This is a genomic window from Methylobacterium sp. A52T (assembly GCF_053346095.1).
Map to the genome: position 1 here is coordinate 20,891 of NZ_JBKFBI010000037.1, position 22,875 is coordinate 43,765.

Consider the following 22,875-nt stretch of genomic DNA (forward strand, 5'->3'; position numbering starts at 1 on the left):
CATGACCCAAGCTTATGCCAACCAGATCCTCGCGCTGGCCCTCGCCATGTCGGCGACGATCTTCGTCGGTGTCTGGATCGCGAGCCGGATCTACGACCGCAACACGCGCAGGCTCGAGACGCGGCGGGGCGACTAGCGCCGCGCCGCCGCCTCCATCCGCAAGCCGTGCTCCGGCCGGAGCGTCACCCGGTGGAGCGGCGTGACCGCGGGGTGATCCGCCGGCAGCCGGAAGCGCACCGCCCGGACCACGTGGGCCAGCACGATCACCGCCTCCTGGATCGAGAAGCTCTGGCCGATGCAGACCCGCGGCCCCGCCCCGAACGGCAGGTAGGCGAAGCGCGGGATCGCGTCCCGGTTCTCGGGCAGGAACCGCTCCGGCACGAAGGCCTCCGGGTCGTCCCAGAGCAGCTGGTGGCGGTGGAGCACCCAGGGCGCCACCATCACCAGCGAGCCCCGCGGCACCTTGATCCGGCCGAGCCGGTCGTCGCGGACCGCCTGCCGGCTGAGGAACGGCACCGGCGGGAACAGCCGCATCGCCTCCTCGATCACCGCCCGGGTGAAGGGCAGGCGCTCGACGGCGAAATCCCCCGGCCCGGCCGCGTCGACCTCGGCCTCGACCCGCGCCTGCGCGGCGGGATCCTGCGACAGGCAGTAGAGCGCCCAGGTCAGGGAATTGGCCGTGGTCTCGTGGCCGGCGGCGATGAAGGTGACGATGTTGGCCTTCACGGCGAGGTCCGAGAGCCCGTTGCCGGTCTCGGGATCCTGCGCGGCGAGCAGCAGGGTCAGCAGGTCCCGGGGCGCCTCGCCCCCCGCCATCAGCGCCTTCCGCCGGGCGATCAGTTCGTCGACCACCTCGGCGAAGAAGCGCCCCGCCGGGCGCGCCCGCAGGCGGCCGATCCGCGGCACGAAATCGGGCACGCCGAACACGTCGAGGGGGTCGATCGGCCCGACGGCCTCAAGGAAGCGCGTGATCGCGCGGCCCAGCGCGTCGGGATCGCTCGGCAAACCTTGTGTGAAGATCGTCCGCTCCAGCACGTCGAGGGTGACGCGGGTCATCTCCAGGGCGACGTCGACCCGCTTGCCGTCGCGGCGGACGAGGCGGCGGCCGAGCCGCGCCCCGGCGGCGTTCATCGCGTCGGAGAAGCCCTGGACCGTCCGGGCGTTGAAGATCGGCGCCAGCGTCCGGCGCTGGAGCCGCCACTCGTCGCCCTCGGCGCTGAGCAGGCCGTTGCCGAGCCCCGGGGCCAGCACGCGGCGCTGGAGGTCGTCCTTGCGGTAACCGTCGGGGTTCTCGATGAGCAGGTAGCGGATCAGCGCCGGGTCGCTCACCAGGGTGATCCGGCCCATCGCGCCCTCGGCCGCCACGACCGGCAGCTTGAAATGCGCGTCCATCCAGGTGGTGATCGGGTTCTTGCGCGCCGCCCGCAGGAACTCGAACAAGCCGAGCGGCTCCTTCAGCGGCGGCGGCACGACGGGGCGGAACCGGGTGCCGGCCATCGGTTCGGAGAGATCGATCGTGGCGCTCATCGGCTCCTTGTCCGGCGGGAACAGAGCCCCGCCCTTGTCGGCGCACCGGGGAAAACCGGCATCGCGATTCACCCGCGCCTCATTTAAGTAGGCACCGCACTGCACCAGACGTAGAGGCCACGATGTCGCCCACCGAGACCGCCACCCGCACCGAGTCCGACACCTTCGGTCCGATCGAGGTCCCGGCGCATCGCTACTGGGGCGCGCAGACGCAGCGCTCGATCCAGAACTTCAAGATCGGCACCGACCGGATGCCGGCGCCGCTCGTCCACGCCCTCGGGGTGGTGAAGCAGGCCGCCGCCCTGGTGAACAAGGATCTCGGCGCCCTCGACCCGAAGCTCGCCGACGCCATCGCGGCCTCGGCCGCCGAGGTCGTGGAGGGCCGCTACGACGACGAGTTCCCGCTCGTCATCTACCAGACCGGCTCGGGCACCCAGTCGAACATGAACGCCAACGAGGTGATCGCCAGCCTCGCCAACGAGCGCCTGGGCGGCCAGCGCGGCGGCAAGTCGCCGGTCCACCCGAACGACCATTGCAACCGCGGCCAGTCCTCCAACGACACCTTCCCCACGGCCATGCACATCGCGGTGGCCCGCGAGATCCAGGGCCGCCTGCTGCCGGCGCTCTCCCACCTCCACGCCGCCCTCGACGCCAAGGCCAAGGCCTTCGACGCGATCGTCAAGATCGGGCGCACCCACCTGCAGGACGCGACCCCGGTCTCGCTCGGCCAGGAATTCTCCGGCTACGTCGCGCAGGTCGCCCTCGGCGGCTCGCGGGTCGCCGCGACCCTGCCGGGGGTGCTGGCGCTCGCCCAGGGCGGCACCGCGGTCGGCACCGGCCTCAACGCCCATCCGGAATTCGCCGAGCGCTTCGCCGCCAAGGTCGCCGAGCTGACCGGCCTGCCCTTCACCTCGGCCGAGAACAAGTTCGAGGCGCTCGCGACCCACGACGCCCTGGTGTTCACGCAGGGCGCCCTCTCGGCGCTCGCCGCCGGCCTGTTCAAGATCGCCCAGGACATCCGCTTCCTCGGCTCGGGCCCGCGCTCCGGCCTCGGCGAGCTGTCGCTCCCCGAGAACGAGCCCGGCTCCTCGATCATGCCCGGCAAGGTCAACCCGACCCAGTGCGAGGCCCTGACGATGGTCTGCGCCCAGGTGATCGGCAACGGCACCACGGTGAGCTTCGCCGGCTCTCAGGGCAATTTCGAGCTCAACGTGTTCAAGCCGGTGATCGCCAACGCGGTGCTGCAGTCGGTGCGGCTGCTCGCCGACGCGGCAGTGAGCTTCACCGACAACTGCGTCGTCGGCATCAAGGCCAACGAGGACAAGATCGCCGACCTGATGAGCCGGTCGCTCATGCTGGTGACCGCGCTCGCTCCCTCGATCGGCTACGACAAGGCCGCCGAGATCGCCAAGACCGCGCACAAGAACGGCACGACCCTCAAGGAGGAGGCCCTGCGCCTCGGCTACGTGACCGAAGAGGAGTTCGAGCGCGTGGTCCGGCCGGAGACCATGCTGGCCCCCAGCGCCGACTAAGTTTGCGACTTGGCCGGCGCGGATGTCCTGCGCCGGCCGCCATTGCCGGGAGACGATCCATGGCCGAGATCATCAACCTGCGTCAGGTCCGCAAGGCGAAGGCCCGCGCCGAGGCCGACACGAAGGCCGAGTCCAACCGCATCGCCTTCGGGCAGCCGAAGAAGGCCAGGACGCTCCAGCAGCGCCGCAAGGCCCTGGAGACCGAGCGGCACGAGGGCCACCGCCTGGAGCGGGGCGAGCCCGACCCGGCGGACTGAGAGCAAATCCGGATGCAGCAGCCCCACCGCCCTCGCGAGCGGAGCGAAGCGATCCAGTCGCGCCACGCCGACCAGGGCCGCGCTGCCCCGGATCGCTTCGCTCCGCTCGCGAGGACGGGACGCGCAGCCGCCTCGCCATGAGCCCGGGCATCACCAAGCGCTCCGTGATGATCGCCGGCCACCGGACCAGCGTGTCCCTGGAGGACCCGTTCTGGGCGGCCCTGCGGGCGATCGCGGAGGCGCGGGGCCAGTCGGTCCAGGCCCTCATCGGGCACATCGACGCCGGCCGCGACGGCCAGAACCTGTCCTCGGCGATCCGCGTGTTCGTGCTGGAGGCCGTCCGCGCGATGCCGGAAACGTGAGCGCCGCGCGCCCTGGCCGCTCTCCCGATCCTGAATAGGTTCTGACGATCGCGTGACAAATCCACGCACGAAGGAGACCCCATGGCCAGTAGAGAGCCGCTGCTCAAGACCATCCCGATCGCGGAGCTGCGCCCGACGCAGATGACCGTGGGCTACCGGGAAGTGGCGGAGAAGCGGCGGCGCTGGCGGGAATACGACGGCGAGAAGAAGAAGGAATTCCTCGGCGCCCACATGATCCCGACGCTGCTCGGGCCGAAGAAGCGCCACTACATCATCGATCACCACCACCTCTCCCGCGCCCTGCACGAGGAGGGCGTCGAGAACGTTCTCGTCACCGTGGTGGCCGACCTGCACTACCTCGACAAGGACGCGTTCTGGACGGTCTGCGACCACAAGTCCTGGACCCACCCCTACGACGCCGACGGCGTCCGCCAGCACTTCGACGACATCCCGAAGTCGGTCGACGCCCTGGTGGACGACCCCTATCGCAGCCTCGCCGGCGAGCTGCGCCGGGCCGGCGGCTTCGCGAAGGACACGACGCCGTTCAGCGAGTTCCTCTGGGCCGACTTCCTGCGGCGGAACATCAAGGAGAAGCGGATCGAGAACGACTTCTCCTCGGCCCTGGAGCGGGCGATGTCGCTGGCCAAGTCCAAGGACGCCGACTACCTGCCCGGCTGGTGCGGGCCGGTGACCCGCCACATCCGCTGAGATCCGCTGGGATCCGCTGGGATCCATGTTGGGATCCGCGTCGGGATCGGCCGACGCGCGGCGCCGCCTAGATGCCCCAGTAGGGCGCCGCGTCGTAGTAGCGGTGGATCTGCTCCTCCCAGGCGCCGTCCGCGGCCGGATCGGTGCCCTCGGGGGTGCGGGCCGGGGCGGCGCGCAGCTGCGCCTCGGTGATGTCGACCACGTAGGCGTCCTGCTGCGGCTCGAACCGCAGCACCGACCAGGGCAGCGTGTAGAAGTCCTCGCCGAGGCCCAGGAACCCGCCGAAGCTCATCACCGCGTAGGCGACCCGGCCCGAGACCTTGTCGAGCATCAGCCGCTCGATCCGTCCGACCCGGGTCCCGTCGGGCCGGCGGACATCCGTCCCGATGACCCGATCGCTGGCGATCAGGCGGCGGGGCTCCCGGCCGGCCGGGTTCGCCGTGCCGGGCTGACCGGTGTCCGTTCCCGTTCCCGTGGCCGTCATCGCCGCCTCCCGACCGTTTCCGCGCGACGCGCGCCGTCTGCCCGAAAAACGCCCCGCCCCTGGGCCACGTTCCGGCGGGCGCCCGCGCCCGCCCTCTCCAGCCGGACGAACAGCCCCCGCATGCCGATGCCGCGTTTCGCCCAGAGCCTCGCGCTCGCCGCCCTGCTCCTGCCCGCCGCCGCGCAGGCCCAGGATCGCGGCAGCGTCAATCCGAAGCCGCTGCCGCCCCTGGAGCATCCGGACGCGCCCTCGACGCCCGCCAAGGCGCTGTTCGGGCGGGTCACCAAGGCGTCCTCCGGTCCGGCCCACATCTACGGCTTCTACGCCAAGGGCTGCTTCGCCGGCGGCGAGGCGCTGCCGCTCGACGGGCCGAACTGGCAGGTCATGCGCCCGTCCCGCAACCGGATGTGGGGCACGCCCTATCTCGTCGACTTCATCGAGCGGCTGTCGCAGAAGGCCGCCCGGGTCGGCTGGCCCGGCCTCCTCGTGGGCGACATGGCCCAGCCCCGCGGCGGCCCGATGATCACCGGCCACGCCTCGCACCAGATCGGCATCGACGCCGACGTCTGGCTGACGCCGATGCCCGACCACCGCATGAGCCGGGCGGAGCGCGAGGAGACCTCGGCCACCGACATGGTCCGCCGCGACCGCCTCGACATCGATCCCCAGGTCTGGACGCCCACGCACCTGCAGCTGATCAAGATCACCGCCGAGCAGCCGGAGGTGGAGCGCATCTTCGTCAACGCGGCAATCAAGAAGGCCCTCTGCCGCGACGCCGCGGGCAGCCGCTGGATGTCCAAGGTCCGCCCGATGTACGGGCACAATTACCACTACCATATCCGGCTTTCCTGCCCGGCCGGCCAGGAGGATTGCCAGCCCCAGGGCGCGCCGCCGCCGGGCGACGGCTGCGACGACCTCAGCTACTGGTTCTCGGACGCGGTGCTCCACCCGAAGCCCCCGAAGACGCCGCCGAAGGCCAAGCCCGCCATGACCATGGCGGCGCTGCCCGCCGCCTGCCGGGCGGTGCTGAAGGCGCCGTAGGCGGGGGCCCCGGGCGATTGCCGCTCAGGGCGCTGGGGCCTCCGCGTAGGGCGTGCCGGCCAGCGCCGCCGCGAGGCCGGCCGTCCCCCGGTCGACGACCGCTAGGAAGGCGGCATTCGCCGCCTCCGTCCGCCCCGTCGCCCGGAAGGTCCGGTGCGCCCGGAGGAAGGCCACGCTCCAAGTCGCCAGCAGCAGGCCGGCCGCTAGGTCGGCGTCGGGATCCTCGGGCCCGCGCCCGACGGATTCGGCGAGCGCGACCCGCACCACGCCCGCGAGTTCGTCCCGGATCGCCCGGGCCCGGGCCTTGAGCGTCTCGCTCCCGGCCGCCGTCGCGACGAAGGCGCCGCTGCGCGCCGAGAATTCCACGACCGGGTTCCGGCCCGTCACCAGCCGGTGCGCCAGCCGGCGGAGCGTCTCGACCGGCGCGACCCGGGGATCGCGCTGCCGCAGGGTCTCGCGCAGGAGTGCGCGCCCCTCCTCGTCCCGGTCGTAGAACATGTCCTCCTTGCGGGGGAAATGGTTGAACACGGTCATCCGGCCGACATCCGCCGCCGCCGCGATCTCATCGACCGTCACGGCGTCGAAGCCGTGCTCCAAGAACAGCCGCGTGGCGGCGTCGGAGATGGCCTGCCGGGTGGCGAGGCGCTTGCGGGACCGGCGGTCGGGAGGCGTTGACATGCGCCGCCTCATACCACATCCATTTATGGACTGAGTATAGGAATGGATTAAGTCCATGGATAAGCCTGTCGACGTCGTCGTGGTTGGAGCCGGGCCGGTCGGGCTCCTCACCGCCATCGAGCTGACCCTCGGGGGCGCGCGCGTCCGGGTGCTGGAGCGGCTCACCGAGCCGAGCACCACCATCAAGGCGCTGGGGCTCGGCCCCCTGGGCGTCGAGGCGCTGCAGCGGCGGGGGATGGGCGCGGCGATCGAGGCCGCCGAGGCGCGGAGCCTCGCGGCGATGGACCGCCTGCCGGGTCAGGTCGGCGGCGGCCCGCGCGGGGCGCAGTTCAGCGGCCATTTCGGCTTCCTGTTCATCCGCCGCGGCCCGCAGGCGGAGCCGGACCGGCGCATGCGCGCGGTCGATCAGCAGAGCCTCGAAGCCATGCTGCTCGACCGCGCCGCGGCGCTCGGGATCGACCTGCGCCGCGGCTGCACGCTCACGGGCTTCACGGAGTCGGCCGACGGGGTCGAGGTGGCCTGGACCGCGCCGACGGGCGACGCGCGCGTCCGCTGCGCCTATCTCGTCGGCTGCGACGGCGGCCGCAGCGCGGTCCGCAAGATGGCCGGCTTCGCCTTCCCCGGCACGCCGCCGACGCTCACCATGTACCAGGCGATCGCCGATCTCGACGATCCCGCCGGCGCGCTGCCGGTCGGCTGGCACTGCGGGCCGGGGGGCGTCTACGGCCACGGGCCGTTCCCGCGCCGCCTGTTCATGCTGGATTTCAGCGGCCCGCCGGCCGACCGGCAGGCGCCGGTCACGCGCGACGAGATCGAGACCGCCCTGCGCCGGATCAGCGGCACGGACGTCCGCGTCGCCCGGATCGCGGTCGCGAACCGGTGGGCCGACAACACGCGCCTCGTCGACACCTACCGCCGGGGCCGCGTGCTGCTCGCCGGCGACGCGGCGCATGTCCACGCGCCCTTCGGCGGCCAGGGCCTGAGCCTCGGCCTGGGCGACGCCGCCAATCTCGGCTGGAAGCTCGCCGCCGTGCTGCGCGGGGAGATGCCCGAGACCCTGCTCGACACCTACACGGCCGAGCGGCGCCCGGTGGCCGAGGCCGTCACGGCGAACACCCGCGCCCAGGCGGCGATCCTGCGGCCTGATCCGCAATCGGGCGCGCTGCGCGACCTGGTGGCGCGGCTCCTGGAGAGCGACGAGGTCAGCCGGATCCTCGGCGGCCTGATGCGCGGCCTGAGCGCCCGGTACGATCTCGGCTCGGCCGAGGACGCGGTCGGCCGGATGGCCGGCGACGGGCCGCTCGGCGCCGGCGGCGCGACGCTCTACGGCGCGATGCAGGACGGCCGGGGCCTCCTCGTCGACGGCAGCGCCGACGGCGCGGCCTCCCGGATGGTCGCCGCGGCGACGGGCCAGGTGACCTGCGTGGCGGTCCCGGACGGGCCCTCGACGCTGGTCCGCCCCGACGGCTGCGTCGCCTGGACGGGCGCGGCAACCGCGCTCGACGGCCTGCGGGAGGCGGTGGGCCGCTGGTTCGGCCCGTCACCGGCCGGGCCGCTCGGCGCGCCGGCTCCGATGTGCTAACCGCCCCGGATGCCCCGCTGGCTCTTCATCCTCCTCGCGACCGCCCTCGCCCTCTCGGTCCTCGGCAGCGTCCTGATCGTGCTGCGCAGCCCGAACAGCACGCCGCCCCTGCGGGGCGCCGCCGCCGGCGCCCCGGTGCCGGGCCCGCAGGCGCGGCCCGACAGCCGGAGCCCGTGAGGCTCGGGCGGCGCCGCCGGTTCCCACCGGGCCGCAGCAGCCGGCCGGGTTCCTGGCCGGCTTCTTGGCCAGATTCTTGGCCGGGTTCCTGGCCGGGGACTGCCGGTGGCAGGCCTCCGCGAAGCAGTGCGCCGGCGGCTCGCCTCCCGGTCTCGGGCGTCCGCCCGGTACGGGAAGGTGGGGACCGCCGGACGATGTTCGGCGCCCGCCCTCCGCGAACCGCGCCGCGAGAGACTGGACCGCGCGGGCAAATTCCGGCTTGGTGCCCCGACGAAGCGGGTCGGATGGCCGCCCTGCGCGGCGCTGTGAGGGGCTGATCCGGATGGAGACGGGCGGGACCGCCACGAGCCACGTGCCGGACGAGCTGAAGGCGGAGTCGCACCGGGGCGACCCCTTCGCGGCCGCCGTGCGGGCGACCCGGATGCCGATGATCATCACCGATCCGGCCCAGCACGACAATCCGATCGTCTTCGTGAACGACGCGTTCCTGAAGCTGACCGGCTACACCCGAATGGAGGTGGTCGGCCGCAACTGCCGCTTCCTGCAGGGGCCCGACACCGAGGCGGCGGCCGTGGACCGCCTCCGCGCGGCCATCCGGCGGGAGGAGGATATCCGGGTCGACCTCCTCAACTACCGCAAGGACGGCTCGACCTTCCAGAACGCCCTCTACGTCGGGCCGGTGCGGGACGAGGCGGGCCGGGTGGTCTACTTTTTCGCCTCGCAGCTCGACGTCAGCGAGCACTACGCGCTGACCGCCGAGATCGAGCGGCTGAAGGCCGCCCTGGCCGAGGCCGAGGCCAAGCTCGCGGCCCGCTAGGCCGCCCGGAGGATCAGGGCTTCGTCAGGAACCCGATCGGCTCGCGGCCCGGCTGGCCGAGCCAGAGCAGGACCGCGCCGAGCCCGAGGCCGATCAGGGAGGCCGGCGCCAGGGTGAGCGGCAGGCCCAGGATGTGCCAGAGCCAGGGCGCCGCCCCCTCCACGCTGCCCTGCAGGGCGCTGGCCTTGTCCTTGAACAGGATGGCGATCACGTCGGAGAGCGGCGTCACCCGCAGCCCGTTGTTGGCGATGGAGCGGGCGCCGTCGTAGACCAGCGCGACGAAGCCGCCGGCCATCAGCAGGAAGCCCAGGACGCGGGCCAGGAAGCGGAACATCGCGGGGCCTTCTGAGCCTTGCCTTACGGGCCGTGGGGGCCGGAGCGGCGCGCCCGCCCCGGGAGTATGGGGCCGCGCCGCAAGGTGCAAGCGCCCGGGGCGAGCGTCGATCCGCGCGGTTGCCGGGCCCTCGGGCCCGTGCCACAGGGTCGCCCGGCGGCGGCGGGCCGTGCGGGAACGGTCGACCTTGGACGCGCGCGCGACGAATCTCGGCCTCGTGATCTTCGATTGCGACGGCGTCCTGGTGGACAGCGAGCCCCTGAGCCTCGCCTGCCTGACGGCCGGGCTCAACCGGATCGGCGCGGACATCGACTTCGCCACCGTGCGGGCGCGCTTCACCGGCACCGCGATGCCCTCGATCATGGCGCACGTCGCCCGCGATTACGGCGTCACCGCCCCCGACGGCTTCGTCGAGGCGGTGAAGGCCGAGACCCTGGCGCTGTTCGACGCGGAGCTGCGGGCGATGCGCGGCGTCGCCGAGGCGGTCGCCGCCGTGGGCCTGCCGGTCTGCGTCGCGTCGAGCAGCGACCCGGTTCGGCTGCGCCACTCCCTGACGCTGACCGGGCTCCTGCCCCTGTTCGGCGACCACGTCTTCTCCTCGGCGCAGGTGGCGCGGGGCAAGCCCTTCCCAGACCTGTTCCTGTTCGCCGCCGAGCGGATGGGCGTCGCCCCGGCGGCCTGCCTCGTGATCGAGGACAGCGTCCCCGGGGTCACGGCGGCCCGGAGTGCCGGCATGCGGGTCGCGGGCTTCACGGGCGGCGGCCACTGGGGTCACGACCCGGCGGGCGCCGGGCTCGCGGAGGCCGGTGCGGCCCGGATCTTCTCGGACTTCTCCGACCTCGCCGCGGTGATCGCCGCCGCCTGAACGATCCGCCTCCCGGACGCGCGCCCGGGACCGGCTTCCTGCCAGGCCGGCCCTCGAAATCGGAAGTCCGTTCCGTTGACGGTGCGCCGTGCCGCGCCCATCTTCAGGAGTGCCGGCCCGGCCGCGCCCGCCGGGTGCTCGACAGGGCCGGCCGCGGTCCTTTGAGAAGCGTAGCTTGCGCCGCGTGATCAAACGCTAAAGCACTGCGCCGGCCCCGCGCCGCGCGGTCCTTCAGTCTGGAGGACGTCCGATGGTCACTCGCACATCGTCCCTTCGATACCCGCTCCCGATCGCCCCCTGCTGCCCCGCCGCCCGCCGGCGCTGTCGACGCTGAGCCCCGTCGATCCTCCGCAGCAGCCAACGCGATCCGGCACGGCGACCGGCCGGCCCAGGGAGTTCCCGATCCGATGCACAGCCTCGCAGAGTACAAGCCCGAAGACCGTCCCGACCTCGCGGACCCGGCGCTCGGCCCGAGCGAACCCGCCCGGGTGATCGAGATCGGTGAGGTCACCGCCGGGATCGCCGTCCCCGAGGGGCGCGGCGTCCGGTTCTTCTCGTCCGCGCGCGATTTCGACGGGCTCGACGGCGCCGTGTTCCGCACGGCCGAGCAGGCCGCCCGCGCGGCCCGCGCGCGCATGAGCGCCCGGTCCCCCGACCGGTCGCACCGGCCCGCGCTGCGGCGGGCCTGATCCGCCCGCTACTTGCTGCACTCGTCCCGGGTGCGCTTCATGGCCTCCGCGAATCCGCCGAGCGCGTACTCGTCGCTCGTCGGGTTCCCGCGCATCGACGTGGCCTTGATGATGATCTTCGGGTTGCGGGCGCTCATCTCGGAGACGACCCGCGCCTCCTCGGCGGGGTTCTGCAGCCAGGCATTGCCGTCCTTGACCACGAGGCCGTAGCGGCTGGCGCCGAGGTTGAGGCTCGGGTCGGTCGGCGCGGCCGCGGAGCCGGGCTTGACCTGGGAGGCCGCGGGCTTCGACGGGAAGCCCAGCATCACCGCCACCTCGTTCTGGATGTTCTCGCCCTTGCGCACGCTCACGAACAGGTAGGCGGTGTCGCGCTTCAGGGTCTTGGGCGAGCGCGTCTGCGGCTGCGCGATCGCGTAGCAGAGCTTGTTGCGGCCGTCGCCGTTCACGAACACGTTCCAGTCGCCGAAGATCGCCACCGGGGTGGCCTGCTGCATCCCCGGCGGGGTCGCGGTCTTCTTCTCGGCGCGCTTGCTCCGCTCGCGGCCGTGCCGCCGACCGCGCCGCGACGGGGCCGCGTCGCCACCGCCGGCGTCCGGGGCCGCCGCCGCGTCCTGGGCGTGGGCCGCCGTCGCGACCAGGCAGGTCCCGCCGAGCACACCTCCGACGAGGCCGGTAACCAGCCCGGAGGCGAGCAGGGCGAGAGCTCCGACCGGGAGCGAGCGGGGGACGCGGACCATCTTCACTTCCTGACGACGGGCGGCTCCGTCAGGAGCCGGACCGGGGTTCGGGATTAGTGAAGCTTGCGTAAAACGTCGGCAAGATGGCGAGGCGGGATCCGTCGACAATCAGACGGCGCGGGCTTCCGTCGCCCGGGCCGCGATGACGCCGGCCGGGACCGGCAGCGCCTCGACCGCCGGGCCGGCGGGCACCGCGATCGCGTTCGGCCGGACCGGCGGAGCGGCCTTGCGGGGCGGATCGTTGTAGGGGGTGTTGTAGCCCTTGCGCACGGCGGCCCAGTAGGACTCGCGCGTCAGGCCCGAACCGGTCAGGGCGGCGTCGATCATCGCCGTGGCGTGCGCCGCGAAATCCGGCACCTCCTCCGTGTTCAGCCAACTCTCGACAGGCATCCTGCGAACTCCGATCCAGACGGCGAAGCTTGTAGCTGAGCGGACTTAGCCAGACGGTGAACGCGCGGGCGGGCCGAGGGTTGCAATGCACAATTTTGAACGGTCCTGTGGATGAGCGGGCGCCGTCCTGCGGGCGGGGCAGTCCGCGTCACGCCCGGTGAACGACGAGGGTGAAGCCTTCCTCCGGCGTCGGCGGCACGAAGTAGCGGCTGAACAGGTCGAACTCCGTGTCCGTCACCGTGAAGGGATGGGCACCCCCGGCGTTCCGCAGGCGGAGGCGGGCCTTGCAGACCGCGTCGGGCACGTCGAGGACGTGGAGCCGGTGGGCGACGCCGGCCGCCTCGAACAGGGTCCGCATCCAGGCCCGGCTGGCGACGGTGTTGGCCGGGAAGTCCAGCACGACCGACAGGCCGAGGCGCAGCAGCGCCACGAGGTGCGGCGCCATCGCGTCGCGCAGGCGCGCCGCGTTGCGCGCGTAGTCGGCCAGGGAGGTCTGCTGACCGGGATAGAGCCGCGCGAGCCACGGATCCTCCGCGACCACGATGGTGCCGGGGCTCTGCCCCAGGCGGTCGGTCAGCGTCGATTTGCCGGCGGCGATCTTGCCGCACACGAGGTGCAGCGTCGGGACGTGGGAGGACATGGGGAGTCTCGGACGCGGACCTCGGGCGCGGCGGGGGCCGCGGGACGTTCACAGGCGGATCGGCCCGGCCTGACGGATCAGGCCGGGTTCCGAATTCGGCCGCGCATCGCGGCCCCCGCGCTGTGAATCGGCAAGGTCATGGTCCCACTCTGCCATCCGTCGGGCGCCGCCGCCAAGGGGCGGCGGCCGGCGAGCGCGGCGGCTCAGCCCAGCCGCTCGATCCAGGCCTGCGCCTGGCGCCGGACGTTGTCGGGCGCGGTGCCGCCGTAGCTGGTGCGGCTCGCCACCGAGTTCTCGACGCCCAGCACCGCGTAGACCGCCTCGGTGATCCGCGGCTCCGCCTCCTGCATCTCGGGCAGCGACAGCGCCTCGAGGCCGACGCCCTTGGCGGAGGCCGCGCCGACGAGGCGGCCGGTGACGTGGTGCGCCTGACGGAACGGCAGCCCGAGCTCGCGCACCAGCCAGTCGGCGAGGTCGGTGGCGGTGGCGTAGCCGGAGCCAGCGGCGCGGCCGAGCACCTCGGCGTTGGGCTCCAGGTCCTTCACCATGCCAGTCATGGCGGCGAGGCACAGAGACAGGGCCTGGAGGGCGTCGAACGTGCCCTCCTTGTCCTCCTGCATGTCCTTCGAGTAGGCGAGCGGCAGGCCCTTCATGACGATGAGCAGGCCGGTCAGCGCGCCGATGATCCGGCCGCTCTTGGCCCGCACCAGTTCGGCGGCGTCGGGGTTGCGCTTCTGCGGCATGATCGACGAGCCGGTCGTGAACCCGTCCGACAGCCGCACGAAGTTGAACTGGGCCGAGGTCCAGACCACCAGCTCCTCGGCGAAGCGCGACAGGTGCACGGCGCAGATCGAGGCCGCCGCCAGGGACTCCAGGGCGAAGTCGCGGTCGGCGACCGAGTCGAGGGAGTTGGCGGTCGGCCGGTCGAAGCCGAGGGCGGCCGCGGTGGCGTGCCGGTCGATCGGGAAGGACGTTCCGGCGAGCGCGGCGGCGCCCAGCGGGCACTCGTTGAGCCGCGCCCGGGCGTCGCGGAACCGGCCCCGGTCGCGGGCCAGCATCTCGACATAGGCGAGGCAGTGATGGCCGAAGGTCACCGGCTGGGCCGACTGGAGATGGGTGAAGCCCGGCATCACGGTGCCGGCGTGCTTCAGCGCCGCCTGGCTGAGGGCGCGCTGCAGGTCGGCGGCCTGCTGGTCGAGGGAATCGAGGGTGTCGCGCACCCACAGCTTCATGTCGGTGGCGACCTGGTCGTTGCGCGAGCGCGCCGTGTGCAGGCGGCCGGCGGCCGGGCCGACGATCTCGGTCAGCCGGCTCTCCACCGACATGTGGATGTCCTCGAGCTCGCGCTTGAACGCGAAGGTGCCGCCCTCGATCTCGTCGCGCACGGACTTGAGCCCGGCCTCGATCGCGGCCACATCCTCCGCCGGCAGGATGCCGGCCTGGCCCAGCATCGCCACATGCGCCAGCGAGCCGCGGATATCCTGGGGCGCGAGGCGCTTGTCGAACCCGATGGAGGCGTTGATCTCCTCCATGATCTCCGCCGGGCCGCTCGCGAAGCGGCCGCCCCACATCCGGTTGCTCATGTCGATCCTTCCGCGCCCTGACCGTCCCGAGGCCCGAGCCTGATGCCCGGCCGCACGCCCATCCTGGCCGGCGCGGGCGTCGCCGCGCTCGCCGTCCTCGGCCTCGCCCTATACGGGAGCGGTCTCCTGCCCGGCAACACGGGCGGCGCCCTTCAGCCCTGCGCCGCCGCCAAGCCGGCGCTCGCCCGGGTCGACGCCGCCGCGAAGGGCGAGGTCGCCGCCATGCAGGCCCCGCCGCAGGCCCGGCCGGCGCCGGACATCCGGTTCAAGGGGCCGGACGGCGCCGAGACTGGCCTCGCCGACCTCAGGGGCCGGCTGCTCCTCGTCAATCTCTGGGCGACGTGGTGCGCGCCCTGCAAGGCCGAGATGCCGGCCCTCGACCGGCTCCAGGCGCAGCTCGGCGGGCCCGACTTCCAGGTCGTCGCGATCAACGTCGACACGCGCAACCTCGAGAAGCCGGCGGAATGGCTGAAGCAGGCGGGCATCCGCGATCTCGCCTTCTACGCCGATCCCGGCGGCCGCGTGCTGCCGATCCTCCAGCGCGACACGCAGTCGCCCGGCCTGCCGACCACGATGCTGGTCGACGCGCAGGGCTGCACGATCGGGGTGATGAAGGGGCCGGCCGCGTGGTCGAGCCCGGACGGGCTGGCGCTGATCCGCGCGGCGCTGGGGCGGACGTCGTAACGGCCGCGGCCGCGCGGTTGCGCGCGTCTCCGATGCGCGGCAAGGCGTGTCGCGATGACCTCGCCCGCCCCTGACCGCGCCCCGCCGAGGCGGAGGCCCCGCCCCCTCTCGATCATCCGCACGCTGCTCGCCGGCGAGGCGGCGGGCGGGCTGATCCTGATGGCGGCGGCGGCCCTGGCGCTGGTCGTCGCCAACGGGCCGCTCGCGGACAACTACGCGCACGCCCTCCACGCGGCCCTCGGACCGATGAGCGTCCAGCACTGGATCAACGACGGCCTGATGGCCGGGTTCTTCCTGCTGGTCGGCCTGGAGATCAAGCGCGAGGCTTTCGACGGACGGCTGCGGACCTGGCCCGACCGGGTCCTGCCGGGCTTCGCGGCGCTCGGGGGCATGGCGGTCCCGGCCGCGTTCTACGCGCTCGCCAATCTCGGCGCCGGCACCCTGCGGGGCTGGGCGATCCCGGCCGCCACCGACATCGCCTTCGCGCTGGGCGTCCTCGCGCTCCTCGGCTCGCGGGTGCCGGTCTCCCTCAAGATCTTCCTCAGCGCGGTCGCCATCGTCGACGACCTCGGCGCCGTGGTGGTGATCGCGCTGTTCTACAGCTCCGGCCTCGACCTCACCATGCTGGGGCTCGCCGCCGCGGTGCTGGCCGCCCTCTACGGCCTCAACCGGGCGGGGATCGGGTGGCTCCCGGCCTACGGGCTCCTCGGCCTCGTGCTGTGGGTCCTCGTGCTGCGCTCCGGGATCCACGCGACGATCGCGGGCGTGCTGCTAGCGCTCACGATCCCGATCCGGGTCAGCCCGGGCCGGCCGGAGGACGCGCACTCGCCCCTGCACCGGCTGGAGCACGCCCTCGCCCCCTGGATCACCTACGGGGTGGTCCCGGTCTTCGGCTTCGCCAATGCCGGCGTGGACCTGTCGGGCCTCACCCCCGAGGCCCTGCTCCAGCCGGTGACGCTCGGCATCGCGGCGGGCCTGTTCCTCGGCAAGCAGGCCGGCGTGTTCGCGAGCCTGCGGCTGGCGGTGGCGCTGGGATGGGCCAAGCGCCCGGCCGGGGCCGGCTGGGGGCAGGTCTACGGGGTCGCGGTCCTGTGCGGCATCGGCTTCACCATGAGCCTGTTCATCGGCGGCCTCGCCTTCCCGGACCCGCAGCACGAGACCGCCGTGAAGCTCGGCGTGCTCGCGGGCTCGGCCCTGTCGGGGCTCGCCGGCGCGGCGATCCTCCTCGTCGCGAAGCGCCGCGTCGCCCCGCACTAGCGGGCGGCTTCTCCGTCATTGCGAGCGCAGCGAAGCAACCCAGGGCAGCGGAACATCGGGAAGCGTGGCGCCGTCTCGATTGCTTCGCTCCCCTCGCAATGACGGCGGCGCAAGGACGGCACCTCTTCCACGTGCCGGGCTCCGTCCGGCGCGAAAATGCGCTACCCCCCGTGGGCATGCGCTTCTATCTCGGCCTCGCCACCACCTTCCACGACCCGGCCCTCGCCCTGGTCGGCCCCGACGGCACCCTGCTCTTCGCCGAGGCGGCGGAGCGCGCCCTGCAGTACAAGCGCGCGCCGAACTGCGAGCCGGACGCCCCGTCCGCGATGGCGGCGCTGCTGAAGGCGCACGTCCCGCCGGGCTCGGAGCTCGTCGTCGCCTCCACCTGGGGCCCGCAATTCAGCGACTTCCTGCGCGGCCAGGCCGGTGCCGGGGCGTTCGACCTGATGGCGCTCGCCGCCCACACCACGGCGCTCAACCGCTCCTACGTGCCCGAGCAGGCCGAGCGGGTGTTCATCGCCGACCTTCACGGCGCCCAGGAGCGGGCCGGCCACGGCACCCTGCTGGCCCTGAACCAGGAGGCGCGGATCACCGGCGCGGCGCCCCGGGCGACGATCGCCGGGCAGCGGCGCTACCCGCACCACCTCTGCCACGCCGCCTACGGCCTCTGGGGCAGCCCGTTCGAGACGGCCACCGCCCTGGTGGTCGACGGCATGGGCGAGACCGGCGCGGCGGCGATCTACCGCCTGGAGGGCGGCCGGATCACGGAGCTGCGCCGCCACCGCGGGCGCGGCTCGCTGGGCTTCCTGTACGGGCTGATCACCGACCTCGCCGGCTTCGACCAGGTGAAGGGCGAGGAGTGGAAGATCATGGGGCTCGCCCCCTACGGCCGGCCCGACCCGGACCTCGCCGCCCTGCTCGGCCGGCTCTGCACGGTCGAGGGCCACCGCCTGCGCTACGCCGACGCGGAGACGATCCGGGCGGTCGCCGCGGAGATCCGCGCGCGCCGCCCGGCCGATGCCCTGGAGAACGGCTGGCCCGACCTCGCCCGCTGCGGCCAGGACCTGTTCGCGACGCTGATGGACGCGCTGGTGGCCGAGGCCGAGGCCCTGGCGCCGTCCGAGAACCTCGTGATCGCGGGCGGCTGCGGGCTGAACTCCTCCTACAACGGCCGGGTGCTCGGCCGGTCCGGCTTCACCCGGCTGCACGTGCCCTCCGCCCCGGCGGACGACGGCAACGCGGTCGGCGCGGCGTGGCTCGCCTACGCGGAGGACCATCCGGACTGGGCCGGGCCGCCGCCGGCGCAGCGCCCGCTCTCGCCCTATCTGGGCTCGCGGGTCCCGACCGGCGCGATGGAGCGGCTCGCCGAGCAGGAGCCCCGCGCCCGGCGCGTCGGCCACGCGGAGGCGACCCGCGCGGCGGCGCGGATCCTTGCCGAGGGCGGCCTCGTCGGCTGGGTGCAGGGCCGGGCGGAGTTCGGGCCCCGGGCGCTCGGCAACCGGTCGATCCTGGCCGATCCGCGGCCGGAGGGCGCCAAGGACGCGCTCAACGCCAAGGTGAAGTACCGGGAGGCGTTCCGGCCGTTCGCGCCGTCGATCCTGGCGGAGGCCGGGCCGGACTGGTTCGAGGATTACGCCGACAGCCCCTACATGGAGCGCACCCTGGTCTGGCGCGAGGCGGTCCGCGCCCGCGTGCCGGCGGTGGTCCACGCGGACGGCACCGGCCGGCTCCAGAGCGTCACGGCGGCGCGCAACCCGGCCTACGCGGCCCTGATCGGCGCCTTCGCGGAGATCACCGGCGTGCCGATCCTGCTCAACACGAGCTTCAACGTGATGGGCAAGCCGATCCTCCACGGCGCGGAGGACGCGATCCTGATGTTCTACACCACCGGCCTCGACGCCCTCGTGGTCGAGGATTGGCTGGTGGTGAAATGAGACGCGCCGCGCCCCCCGGGGGACGCGGCGCCGGTCCGATAACTGCGGACCCGGTCTACTCGCAGACCTCGACGCGGCGGTAGGTGAACTCGCCGTCGCCGAGCCACTCCTTGCGGCGCTCGTAGTGGCAGATCGGGCCGCGTCGCTCGCGCACCACGATGGTCTCGGGCTCCTCGACCACGACGCGGCGCGGGCGGTACTCCGGCGGCGGCGGGGGCGGCTGGTTCGCGCCGTTGACGAGGGCGCTGCCGACCATGCCGCCGACGACGCCGGCCGCGAGGCCGCCGACGATGGCGCCGGTCTGGTCGCGGGCGGTGGCCGGGGCGACCCCGAGCACCAGGGTGACCGCGAGGGCTGCGGCCCCAGCGCGGATCGTCGTGAAGGAACCGTTCAAGGACACGCGAAACATCTCCCGTTCGTGTTGAGGATGATCCAACACCGGGAGGATTAAAAATCCGCGAAGTGGGCCAATTGAATTGTGTGCCGGATAAGGCGGCCCGCGGTCGCTCCGGCCTGAGGGGAGGCGCTGCCGTCCTTGCGAGCGGAGCGAAGCAACCCAGATCGGCGGGACGTCAGCGGGCGCAGCGCTCCTGGATTGCTTCGCTCCGCTCGCAAGGACGGTGCGGCCGCTGTCGTGGCGACGTCCCGACGCCGGCCGTGTCTCGGATCGGGGACGCTCGGCGGACAGCCCGTCAGAGCAGCCCGTCGAGGGACGCGACGACCACGGTGGGCGCCAGATCCGCGTACTCGTCGGGCAGGCCCCTGCGGTTGACCCAGGCGGTCCGGAAGCTGAAGGCCCCCGCCCCCGCCACGTCCCAGCGGTTCGACGAGCAGAACAGCACGTCGCCCTGCCCCACCGCCAGCCGGGTCAGGGCGATCCGGTAGGCGTCGGGATGGGTCTTGAACACCTGCGCGTCGTCTACCGAGAGGACCGCGTCGAGGTGGTCGGCCAGCCCCGCGGAGGCCACCGCCCGGTCGACCATGGCGGCGTTGCCGTTGGTGAGGACGGCGGTGCGGATGCCGCGCTTGCGCAGGGCCGCCAGCACGCCCGGGACCTCCGGGTAGGCCTCGAGGTCGCGGTAGGCGTCGAGGAGCCGCTCGCGCAGGCCGGGATCGACGTTCGGGTGGACCGCCAGGGCGTAGTCCAGCGCCCGCACGGTGAGGTCCCAGAAGGCGGCGTACTGGCCCATCAGCGACAGGGTCCAGCTGTACTCGAGCTGCTTGTTGCGCCAGACCTCGGAGAGGTGGGCGGCGTCCGGGCCCACCGCCTCGGCGTAGCGCTGGACCGCGGCGTTCACGTCGAACAGCGTGCCGTAGGCGTCGAACACCGCGGCCTTCACGCCCGCGAGGGGATTCGGTGCGTCGGTCATGGCGGTCCTCACTGGGTGCTCTCGCCCGATCTGGGGCCGGACCCGCGCGGCGGCGAGCCCGGCCGGGTCACTCAGGCCCGGCGCAGGCGCAGGCCGAACAGGTGCAGCAGGCCCGCCAGCAGGCCGCCGTAGACCAGGGCCCCGACGAGCCCCAGCACCGCCAGGACGACGAGGTCGCGCCCGTGCGGCAGGGCCGGCACCAGCGCCTGGACGAGCCCCTGCCCGTAGACGGCGACCGCCGCCAGCCCGAGGCAGGCCAGCGCCACCCCGGCGACGGTGAGCCCGAGCGTCCGCCCCGGCGCCGTCCAGCCCCGGCGCCTAGCGAGGACGAGCAGCAGCAGCAGGTTCACCCACTGGGCGACGGCCGTGGCCAGCGCGAGGCCGGTGACGCCGTAGGGGCCTGTGAGCCAGAGCTTCAGGACGACGTTGACGCCGATCGCGGTCAGGGAGGCCCAGAGCGGCGTCTTCGTGTCCTGGCGGGCGTAGAAGCTCGCCACGGCGCTGCGCACCAGCACGACGGCCGGCAGCGCGAGGCCGTAGGCCGCCAGCACCGAGGCCGCCCGCGCCGCGTCCTCGGCGCTGAAGGCGCCCCGCTGGAACAGCGCCGCCATGATCAGGCCCGGGATGGTCAGGAACGCCACGGTGAACGGCGCCGAGAGGGCCAGGGAGAAGCCCGCGGCCCGGTTCTGCGCCGCGTGCGCCCCGGCGACGTCGCCGGCCGCGATCCGGCGGCTCATCTCCGGCAGCAGCACGGTGCCGGCCGCGATGGCGATGACGCCGAAGGGCAGCTGGTAGAGCCGGTCGGCGTAGTAGAGCGCCGAGACCGCCCCGGTGGGCAGCCAGCTCGCGATGATCGTGTCGGCGAAGGCCGCGATCTGGAAGCCGGCCGAGCCGATCACCGCGGGCCCGAGCACGACGAAGAAGCGCTTCAGCGCGGGATCGAGGCGCGGCACCGCGAGGTCCGGCATCACGCGGACCCGGCGGCAGCCCCACCACAGTAGCCCGAACTGCAGCACGCCCGAGACCGCGACGCCCCAGGCGGCGGCGTAGGCCGCGTTCGGGAACAGGAAGCTCAACCCCAGGGCCGCCAGCATGGCGAGGTTGAGCAGGACCGGGGCGCCCGCCGCCACGGCGAAGTGCCGGTGGGCGTTCAGGATGCCCGACAGCAGCGTCACCAGCGTCATGAACAGCAGGTACGGGAAGGTGATGCGGGTCAGCGCCACGGCGAGCTGGAAGCGCTCGCCGTCCTCGGCGAAGCCCGGCGCCAGGGCGTGGACCACCCAGGGCATGGCCGGCAGGGCGAGGTTGAGCAGCACGAGCTGCACGATCAGCATCAGGGTGAAGACGCGGTCGGCGAAGCGGTGGGCTTCCCCGGGCGCGCCGGATTCCGCGAGCCCGGCATAGGCCGGCACGAAGGCGGTGTTGAACGCGCCCTCGCCGAAGATCGCGCGGAAATGGTTCGGGAGCCGGAACGCGACCACGAAGGCGTCGGCCACGGGCCCGGCGCCCATCACGGCGGCCATCACCACGTCGCGGGCGAAGCCGGTGACGCGCGAGACCAGGGTCCAGCCGCCGACGGACAGGATGGAGCGGATCATGGGCGGGGCCGTCCGAACGGCCGCCATCCCCTCTCTGCAACGCCATTTACTTGGGTTCGGGACACGGCGCCGGCGACGGTGCGCGACCTGCCCTCTCTCCCGAGCGGGAGAGGGTTGGGGTGAGGGAGGAGAATGGGCAGGACGAAGCACGACTTCGGTCGGCGTCCAAGCCGCGCCTCATCCGGATCGTTCGCGTCCTTCACCCTGTCCCTCTCCCGCTCGGGAGAGGGGACCCGCGCCCCGTCCGGCAACGGGATGAGGCGGCCGCGACCAGAAACCTGTGTCCCTCGCTGCCGGCAGCGGGGAGAAGGCGTGATGGGGCAAGCGTCGCGCAACAAAGGAATGGCCGGACCCTTCCACCGGGTCATCCGGCGTCGGGCGCATCAAGAGCCGGTTTCGTGCGCCACCTCAAGGGTGCCGCGGACACAGGATCCGCGGCACCGGCGATACGCCTCAGCGGGTCGCCTCGGCGTACATCTTCTCCACGTGCTCCCAGTTCACGAGGTTCTCGATGAACGCCTTCAGGTAGTCGGGCCGGCGGTTGCGGTAGTCGATGTAGTAGGAGTGCTCCCACACGTCGACGCCGAGGATCGGCTTGGCGCCGTGGACCAGCGGGTTCTCGCCGTTCGGGGTCTTCATGATCGCGAGCTTGCCGTCCTTGACGGCGAGCCACGCCCAGCCCGAGCCGAACTGGCCGACGCCCGCCTGGATGAAGTCCGCCTTGAACTTCTCGGCGCCGCCGAGATCCTCGTCGATCTTCTTGGCGAGGGCGCCGGGGATCGCGCCGCCGCCGTTCGGCTTCATCCACTGCCAGAAGTGGATGTGGTTGTAGTGCTGGCCGGCGTTGTTGAAGAGCGGCTGATTCGTGTTGTAGGCGGCCTTGACGATCTCCTCGACGCTCTTGCCCTGGAGATCCGTGCCCTCAAGCAGCTTGTTGCCCGTGTCGACGTAGGCCTTGTGGTGCTTGTCGTGGTGGAACTCGAGGGTCTCCTTCGACATGTACGGCCCCAGCGCGTCGTAGGCGTAGGGCAGTTCCGGCAGGGTGAAGGTCATCGCGTCTATCTCCGCTAAGCAGGGGGCGGCCTCGTCCCCGGCGGGGGCTCCCGAGTCGAGAGCCCGCTAGGTAAGTCGGTGGCCGCGGGACGGCAACGCCGTTCCGCCGCGGCGGCGCGGGAAGTTCCGCAGATCGCCGGCACGCGGCGGCTCGGCCGGCCCGGAGATAGCCGGCGCAGATCCGGACTATTCCGGTTTCCCCGGCATCTCGGTCCCGAGTTTTGCAATATGACCGCTAGGCCTTACTGTGCGGCACGCCTTGAGCGCCGGCCGCCAGCCGGCCCGTGTCAGAGAGTAACATGATCGCTGCGCTGTTCGCGCTCGCCGCCGCCATGATCATCGGGGGCTGCGCCGCCGTGATCCAGGGCTTCCCGTACGTGCGTCTGGAGAGCGGGCTCGCGATGGTGATCGCGGGGTCGGTCGCGGCCTCGTCGGGCGCGGTGCTCCTCGGCCTCGGCGTCGTGGCGCTCGGGTTCCGGCGGGTGGAGCGCGCGCTCGGGCGCGCGCCGGTCACCGGCGCGCGGCCGGCCCCCGCCGCGGCACCGGCACCGGCACCGGCCCCCGTCGACGAGGCCC

26 protein-coding genes and 1 pseudogene are annotated in these 22,875 nt (G+C 73.0%); 15 read left to right on the plus strand and 12 right to left on the minus strand.

Annotated elements, in window-relative coordinates; genetic code table 11:
- Position 1 precedes the first annotated feature (1 nt).
- The gene (locus tag ACLBYE_RS11610) at positions 2 to 136 is read left to right on the plus strand and encodes a hypothetical protein (protein ID WP_447694316.1); all 135 of its coding nucleotides are present in this window, start codon (positions 2 to 4) and stop codon (positions 134 to 136) included.
- On the opposite strand, the gene ACLBYE_RS11615 is transcribed toward ACLBYE_RS11610, so the two are convergent.
- Entirely contained in the window at positions 133 to 1,527 is a 1,395-nt protein-coding gene (locus tag ACLBYE_RS11615; protein WP_447694317.1) for a cytochrome P450, read from the minus strand. The genes ACLBYE_RS11610 and ACLBYE_RS11615 overlap by 4 nt on opposite strands.
- A gap of 122 nt (positions 1,528 to 1,649) precedes the next feature.
- Between ACLBYE_RS11615 and fumC the strand changes: the two genes are divergently transcribed.
- From fumC to ACLBYE_RS11635, 4 genes are all read left to right on the plus strand, one after another.
- Positions 1,650 to 3,059 (plus strand): class II fumarate hydratase, encoded by a 1,410-nt coding sequence (gene fumC, locus ACLBYE_RS11620; RefSeq protein ID WP_447694318.1) that lies wholly within the window; start codon positions 1,650 to 1,652, stop codon positions 3,057 to 3,059.
- A gap of 59 nt (positions 3,060 to 3,118) precedes the next feature.
- A complete protein-coding gene (locus tag ACLBYE_RS11625) occupies positions 3,119 to 3,316 on the plus strand; it encodes a DUF4169 family protein (RefSeq protein WP_056524383.1) in 198 nt (65 codons plus the stop codon).
- Between the two features lie 137 nt (positions 3,317 to 3,453).
- On the plus strand, positions 3,454 to 3,678 hold the full coding sequence (locus ACLBYE_RS11630; RefSeq protein ID WP_020091300.1) for a ribbon-helix-helix domain-containing protein: 225 nt from the start codon (positions 3,454 to 3,456) through the stop codon (positions 3,676 to 3,678).
- Between the two features lie 81 nt (positions 3,679 to 3,759).
- Positions 3,760 to 4,386: a ParB-like protein gene (locus tag ACLBYE_RS11635; RefSeq protein ID WP_447694319.1), complete on the plus strand. Its 627-nt coding sequence runs from the start codon at positions 3,760 to 3,762 to the stop codon at positions 4,384 to 4,386.
- Between the two features lie 67 nt (positions 4,387 to 4,453).
- Here ACLBYE_RS11635 and ACLBYE_RS11640 read toward each other — a convergent pair whose 3' ends face one another.
- Positions 4,454 to 4,870: a PRC-barrel domain-containing protein gene (locus ACLBYE_RS11640; RefSeq protein WP_020091302.1), complete on the minus strand. Its 417-nt coding sequence runs from the start codon at positions 4,868 to 4,870 to the stop codon at positions 4,454 to 4,456.
- 120 nt (positions 4,871 to 4,990) lie between these two features.
- Here ACLBYE_RS11640 and mepA point away from each other — a divergent pair, with 120 nt between their 5' ends.
- The gene (mepA, locus tag ACLBYE_RS11645; RefSeq protein ID WP_020091303.1) at positions 4,991 to 5,911 is read left to right on the plus strand and encodes a penicillin-insensitive murein endopeptidase; all 921 of its coding nucleotides are present in this window, start codon (positions 4,991 to 4,993) and stop codon (positions 5,909 to 5,911) included.
- Between the two features lie 24 nt (positions 5,912 to 5,935).
- Here mepA and ACLBYE_RS11650 read toward each other — a convergent pair whose 3' ends face one another.
- Positions 5,936 to 6,589, minus strand: a complete 654-nt coding sequence (locus tag ACLBYE_RS11650) for a TetR/AcrR family transcriptional regulator (RefSeq protein ID WP_447694320.1) — start codon at positions 6,587 to 6,589, stop codon at positions 5,936 to 5,938.
- A gap of 55 nt (positions 6,590 to 6,644) precedes the next feature.
- Here ACLBYE_RS11650 and ACLBYE_RS11655 point away from each other — a divergent pair, with 55 nt between their 5' ends.
- From ACLBYE_RS11655 to ACLBYE_RS11665, 3 genes are all read left to right on the plus strand, one after another.
- The gene (locus ACLBYE_RS11655; protein ID WP_447694321.1) at positions 6,645 to 8,171 is read left to right on the plus strand and encodes an FAD-dependent monooxygenase; all 1,527 of its coding nucleotides are present in this window, start codon (positions 6,645 to 6,647) and stop codon (positions 8,169 to 8,171) included.
- A 9-nt stretch (positions 8,172 to 8,180) separates the two neighbouring features.
- On the plus strand, positions 8,181 to 8,348 hold the full coding sequence (locus ACLBYE_RS11660) for a hypothetical protein (protein WP_447694322.1): 168 nt from the start codon (positions 8,181 to 8,183) through the stop codon (positions 8,346 to 8,348).
- 322 nt (positions 8,349 to 8,670) lie between these two features.
- Positions 8,671 to 9,165, plus strand: coding sequence for a PAS domain-containing protein (locus ACLBYE_RS11665; protein WP_012321430.1), 495 nt, complete (start codon positions 8,671 to 8,673; stop codon positions 9,163 to 9,165).
- A gap of 13 nt (positions 9,166 to 9,178) precedes the next feature.
- Here ACLBYE_RS11665 and ACLBYE_RS11670 read toward each other — a convergent pair whose 3' ends face one another.
- A complete protein-coding gene (locus tag ACLBYE_RS11670; RefSeq protein WP_012321429.1) occupies positions 9,179 to 9,499 on the minus strand; it encodes a hypothetical protein in 321 nt (106 codons plus the stop codon).
- Positions 9,500 to 9,686: 187 nt separating this feature from the next.
- Between ACLBYE_RS11670 and ACLBYE_RS11675 the strand changes: the two genes are divergently transcribed.
- A complete protein-coding gene (locus tag ACLBYE_RS11675) occupies positions 9,687 to 10,364 on the plus strand; it encodes an HAD family hydrolase (RefSeq protein WP_447694323.1) in 678 nt (225 codons plus the stop codon).
- Positions 10,365 to 10,771: 407 nt separating this feature from the next.
- On the plus strand, positions 10,772 to 11,053 hold the full coding sequence (locus ACLBYE_RS11680) for a hypothetical protein (RefSeq protein WP_042673333.1): 282 nt from the start codon (positions 10,772 to 10,774) through the stop codon (positions 11,051 to 11,053).
- A gap of 8 nt (positions 11,054 to 11,061) precedes the next feature.
- On the opposite strand, the gene ACLBYE_RS11685 is transcribed toward ACLBYE_RS11680, so the two are convergent.
- The 4 genes from ACLBYE_RS11685 to argH all read right to left on the minus strand — a co-directional run bounded on the left by ACLBYE_RS11685 (position 11,062) and on the right by argH (position 14,403).
- Positions 11,062 to 11,790, minus strand: coding sequence for a hypothetical protein (locus ACLBYE_RS11685; protein WP_056524404.1), 729 nt, complete (start codon positions 11,788 to 11,790; stop codon positions 11,062 to 11,064).
- A gap of 108 nt (positions 11,791 to 11,898) precedes the next feature.
- Complete coding sequence (locus ACLBYE_RS11690) at positions 11,899 to 12,180, minus strand: hypothetical protein (RefSeq protein ID WP_042673334.1); 282 nt, start codon at positions 12,178 to 12,180, stop codon at positions 11,899 to 11,901.
- A gap of 148 nt (positions 12,181 to 12,328) precedes the next feature.
- A complete protein-coding gene (locus tag ACLBYE_RS11695; RefSeq protein WP_447694324.1) occupies positions 12,329 to 12,820 on the minus strand; it encodes an AAA family ATPase in 492 nt (163 codons plus the stop codon).
- A 203-nt stretch (positions 12,821 to 13,023) separates the two neighbouring features.
- The gene (gene argH, locus ACLBYE_RS11700) at positions 13,024 to 14,403 is read right to left on the minus strand and encodes an argininosuccinate lyase (protein WP_447694325.1); all 1,380 of its coding nucleotides are present in this window, start codon (positions 14,401 to 14,403) and stop codon (positions 13,024 to 13,026) included.
- A 42-nt stretch (positions 14,404 to 14,445) separates the two neighbouring features.
- Between argH and tlpA the strand changes: the two genes are divergently transcribed.
- From tlpA to ACLBYE_RS11715, 3 genes are all read left to right on the plus strand, one after another.
- Positions 14,446 to 15,087: a thiol:disulfide interchange protein TlpA gene (gene tlpA, locus ACLBYE_RS11705; protein ID WP_447694326.1), complete on the plus strand. Its 642-nt coding sequence runs from the start codon at positions 14,446 to 14,448 to the stop codon at positions 15,085 to 15,087.
- Between the two features lie 54 nt (positions 15,088 to 15,141).
- Positions 15,142 to 16,344: a Na+/H+ antiporter NhaA gene (gene nhaA / locus ACLBYE_RS11710; RefSeq protein WP_447694327.1), complete on the plus strand. Its 1,203-nt coding sequence runs from the start codon at positions 15,142 to 15,144 to the stop codon at positions 16,342 to 16,344.
- Positions 16,345 to 16,520: 176 nt separating this feature from the next.
- Positions 16,521 to 18,278: a carbamoyltransferase family protein gene (locus tag ACLBYE_RS11715; RefSeq protein WP_447694331.1), complete on the plus strand. Its 1,758-nt coding sequence runs from the start codon at positions 16,521 to 16,523 to the stop codon at positions 18,276 to 18,278.
- A 55-nt stretch (positions 18,279 to 18,333) separates the two neighbouring features.
- On the opposite strand, the gene ACLBYE_RS11720 is transcribed toward ACLBYE_RS11715, so the two are convergent.
- The 4 genes from ACLBYE_RS11720 to ACLBYE_RS11735 form a co-directional block, all read right to left on the minus strand.
- Positions 18,334 to 18,687, minus strand: a complete 354-nt coding sequence (locus tag ACLBYE_RS11720; protein ID WP_447694328.1) for a hypothetical protein — start codon at positions 18,685 to 18,687, stop codon at positions 18,334 to 18,336.
- Between the two features lie 283 nt (positions 18,688 to 18,970).
- Entirely contained in the window at positions 18,971 to 19,648 is a 678-nt protein-coding gene (locus ACLBYE_RS11725) for a haloacid dehalogenase type II (RefSeq protein ID WP_447694329.1), read from the minus strand.
- Between the two features lie 71 nt (positions 19,649 to 19,719).
- Positions 19,720 to 21,246: a murein biosynthesis integral membrane protein MurJ gene (gene murJ / locus ACLBYE_RS11730; protein ID WP_447694330.1), complete on the minus strand. Its 1,527-nt coding sequence runs from the start codon at positions 21,244 to 21,246 to the stop codon at positions 19,720 to 19,722.
- A gap of 453 nt (positions 21,247 to 21,699) precedes the next feature.
- Positions 21,700 to 22,299 carry a superoxide dismutase gene (locus tag ACLBYE_RS11735; protein ID WP_020091320.1) on the minus strand — a complete coding sequence of 200 codons (600 nt, stop codon included), beginning with the start codon at positions 22,297 to 22,299 and terminating at the stop codon, positions 21,700 to 21,702.
- A 299-nt stretch (positions 22,300 to 22,598) separates the two neighbouring features.
- Between ACLBYE_RS11735 and ACLBYE_RS11740 the strand changes: the two are divergent.
- Positions 22,599 to 22,875 (plus strand): annotated as a pseudogene (locus ACLBYE_RS11740) (hypothetical protein); the annotation flags it as partial.

Excerpts from the sequence above, each read along its gene's own strand:
- ACLBYE_RS11610 (WP_447694316.1), top strand. The coding sequence starts at position 2 with ATGACCCAAGCTTATGCCAACCAGATCCTCGCGCTGGCCCTCGCCATG.
- ACLBYE_RS11615 (WP_447694317.1), bottom strand. The coding sequence starts at position 1,527 with ATGAGCGCCACGATCGATCTCTCCGAACCGATGGCCGGCACCCGGTTC.
- fumC (WP_447694318.1), top strand. The coding sequence starts at position 1,650 with ATGTCGCCCACCGAGACCGCCACCCGCACCGAGTCCGACACCTTCGGT.
- ACLBYE_RS11625 (WP_056524383.1), top strand. The coding sequence starts at position 3,119 with ATGGCCGAGATCATCAACCTGCGTCAGGTCCGCAAGGCGAAGGCCCGC.
- ACLBYE_RS11630 (WP_020091300.1), top strand. The coding sequence starts at position 3,454 with ATGAGCCCGGGCATCACCAAGCGCTCCGTGATGATCGCCGGCCACCGG.
- ACLBYE_RS11635 (WP_447694319.1), top strand. The coding sequence starts at position 3,760 with ATGGCCAGTAGAGAGCCGCTGCTCAAGACCATCCCGATCGCGGAGCTG.
- ACLBYE_RS11640 (WP_020091302.1), bottom strand. The coding sequence starts at position 4,870 with ATGACGGCCACGGGAACGGGAACGGACACCGGTCAGCCCGGCACGGCG.
- mepA (WP_020091303.1), top strand. The coding sequence starts at position 4,991 with ATGCCGATGCCGCGTTTCGCCCAGAGCCTCGCGCTCGCCGCCCTGCTC.
- ACLBYE_RS11650 (WP_447694320.1), bottom strand. The coding sequence starts at position 6,589 with ATGTCAACGCCTCCCGACCGCCGGTCCCGCAAGCGCCTCGCCACCCGG.
- ACLBYE_RS11655 (WP_447694321.1), top strand. The coding sequence starts at position 6,645 with ATGGATAAGCCTGTCGACGTCGTCGTGGTTGGAGCCGGGCCGGTCGGG.
- ACLBYE_RS11660 (WP_447694322.1), top strand. The coding sequence starts at position 8,181 with ATGCCCCGCTGGCTCTTCATCCTCCTCGCGACCGCCCTCGCCCTCTCG.
- ACLBYE_RS11665 (WP_012321430.1), top strand. The coding sequence starts at position 8,671 with ATGGAGACGGGCGGGACCGCCACGAGCCACGTGCCGGACGAGCTGAAG.
- ACLBYE_RS11670 (WP_012321429.1), bottom strand. The coding sequence starts at position 9,499 with ATGTTCCGCTTCCTGGCCCGCGTCCTGGGCTTCCTGCTGATGGCCGGC.
- ACLBYE_RS11680 (WP_042673333.1), top strand. The coding sequence starts at position 10,772 with ATGCACAGCCTCGCAGAGTACAAGCCCGAAGACCGTCCCGACCTCGCG.
- ACLBYE_RS11685 (WP_056524404.1), bottom strand. The coding sequence starts at position 11,790 with ATGGTCCGCGTCCCCCGCTCGCTCCCGGTCGGAGCTCTCGCCCTGCTC.
- ACLBYE_RS11690 (WP_042673334.1), bottom strand. The coding sequence starts at position 12,180 with ATGCCTGTCGAGAGTTGGCTGAACACGGAGGAGGTGCCGGATTTCGCG.
- ACLBYE_RS11695 (WP_447694324.1), bottom strand. The coding sequence starts at position 12,820 with ATGTCCTCCCACGTCCCGACGCTGCACCTCGTGTGCGGCAAGATCGCC.
- argH (WP_447694325.1), bottom strand. The coding sequence starts at position 14,403 with ATGAGCAACCGGATGTGGGGCGGCCGCTTCGCGAGCGGCCCGGCGGAG.
- tlpA (WP_447694326.1), top strand. The coding sequence starts at position 14,446 with ATGCCCGGCCGCACGCCCATCCTGGCCGGCGCGGGCGTCGCCGCGCTC.
- nhaA (WP_447694327.1), top strand. The coding sequence starts at position 15,142 with ATGACCTCGCCCGCCCCTGACCGCGCCCCGCCGAGGCGGAGGCCCCGC.
- ACLBYE_RS11715 (WP_447694331.1), top strand. The coding sequence starts at position 16,521 with ATGCGCTTCTATCTCGGCCTCGCCACCACCTTCCACGACCCGGCCCTC.
- ACLBYE_RS11720 (WP_447694328.1), bottom strand. The coding sequence starts at position 18,687 with ATGTTTCGCGTGTCCTTGAACGGTTCCTTCACGACGATCCGCGCTGGG.
- ACLBYE_RS11725 (WP_447694329.1), bottom strand. The coding sequence starts at position 19,648 with ATGACCGACGCACCGAATCCCCTCGCGGGCGTGAAGGCCGCGGTGTTC.
- murJ (WP_447694330.1), bottom strand. The coding sequence starts at position 21,246 with ATGATCCGCTCCATCCTGTCCGTCGGCGGCTGGACCCTGGTCTCGCGC.
- ACLBYE_RS11735 (WP_020091320.1), bottom strand. The coding sequence starts at position 22,299 with ATGACCTTCACCCTGCCGGAACTGCCCTACGCCTACGACGCGCTGGGG.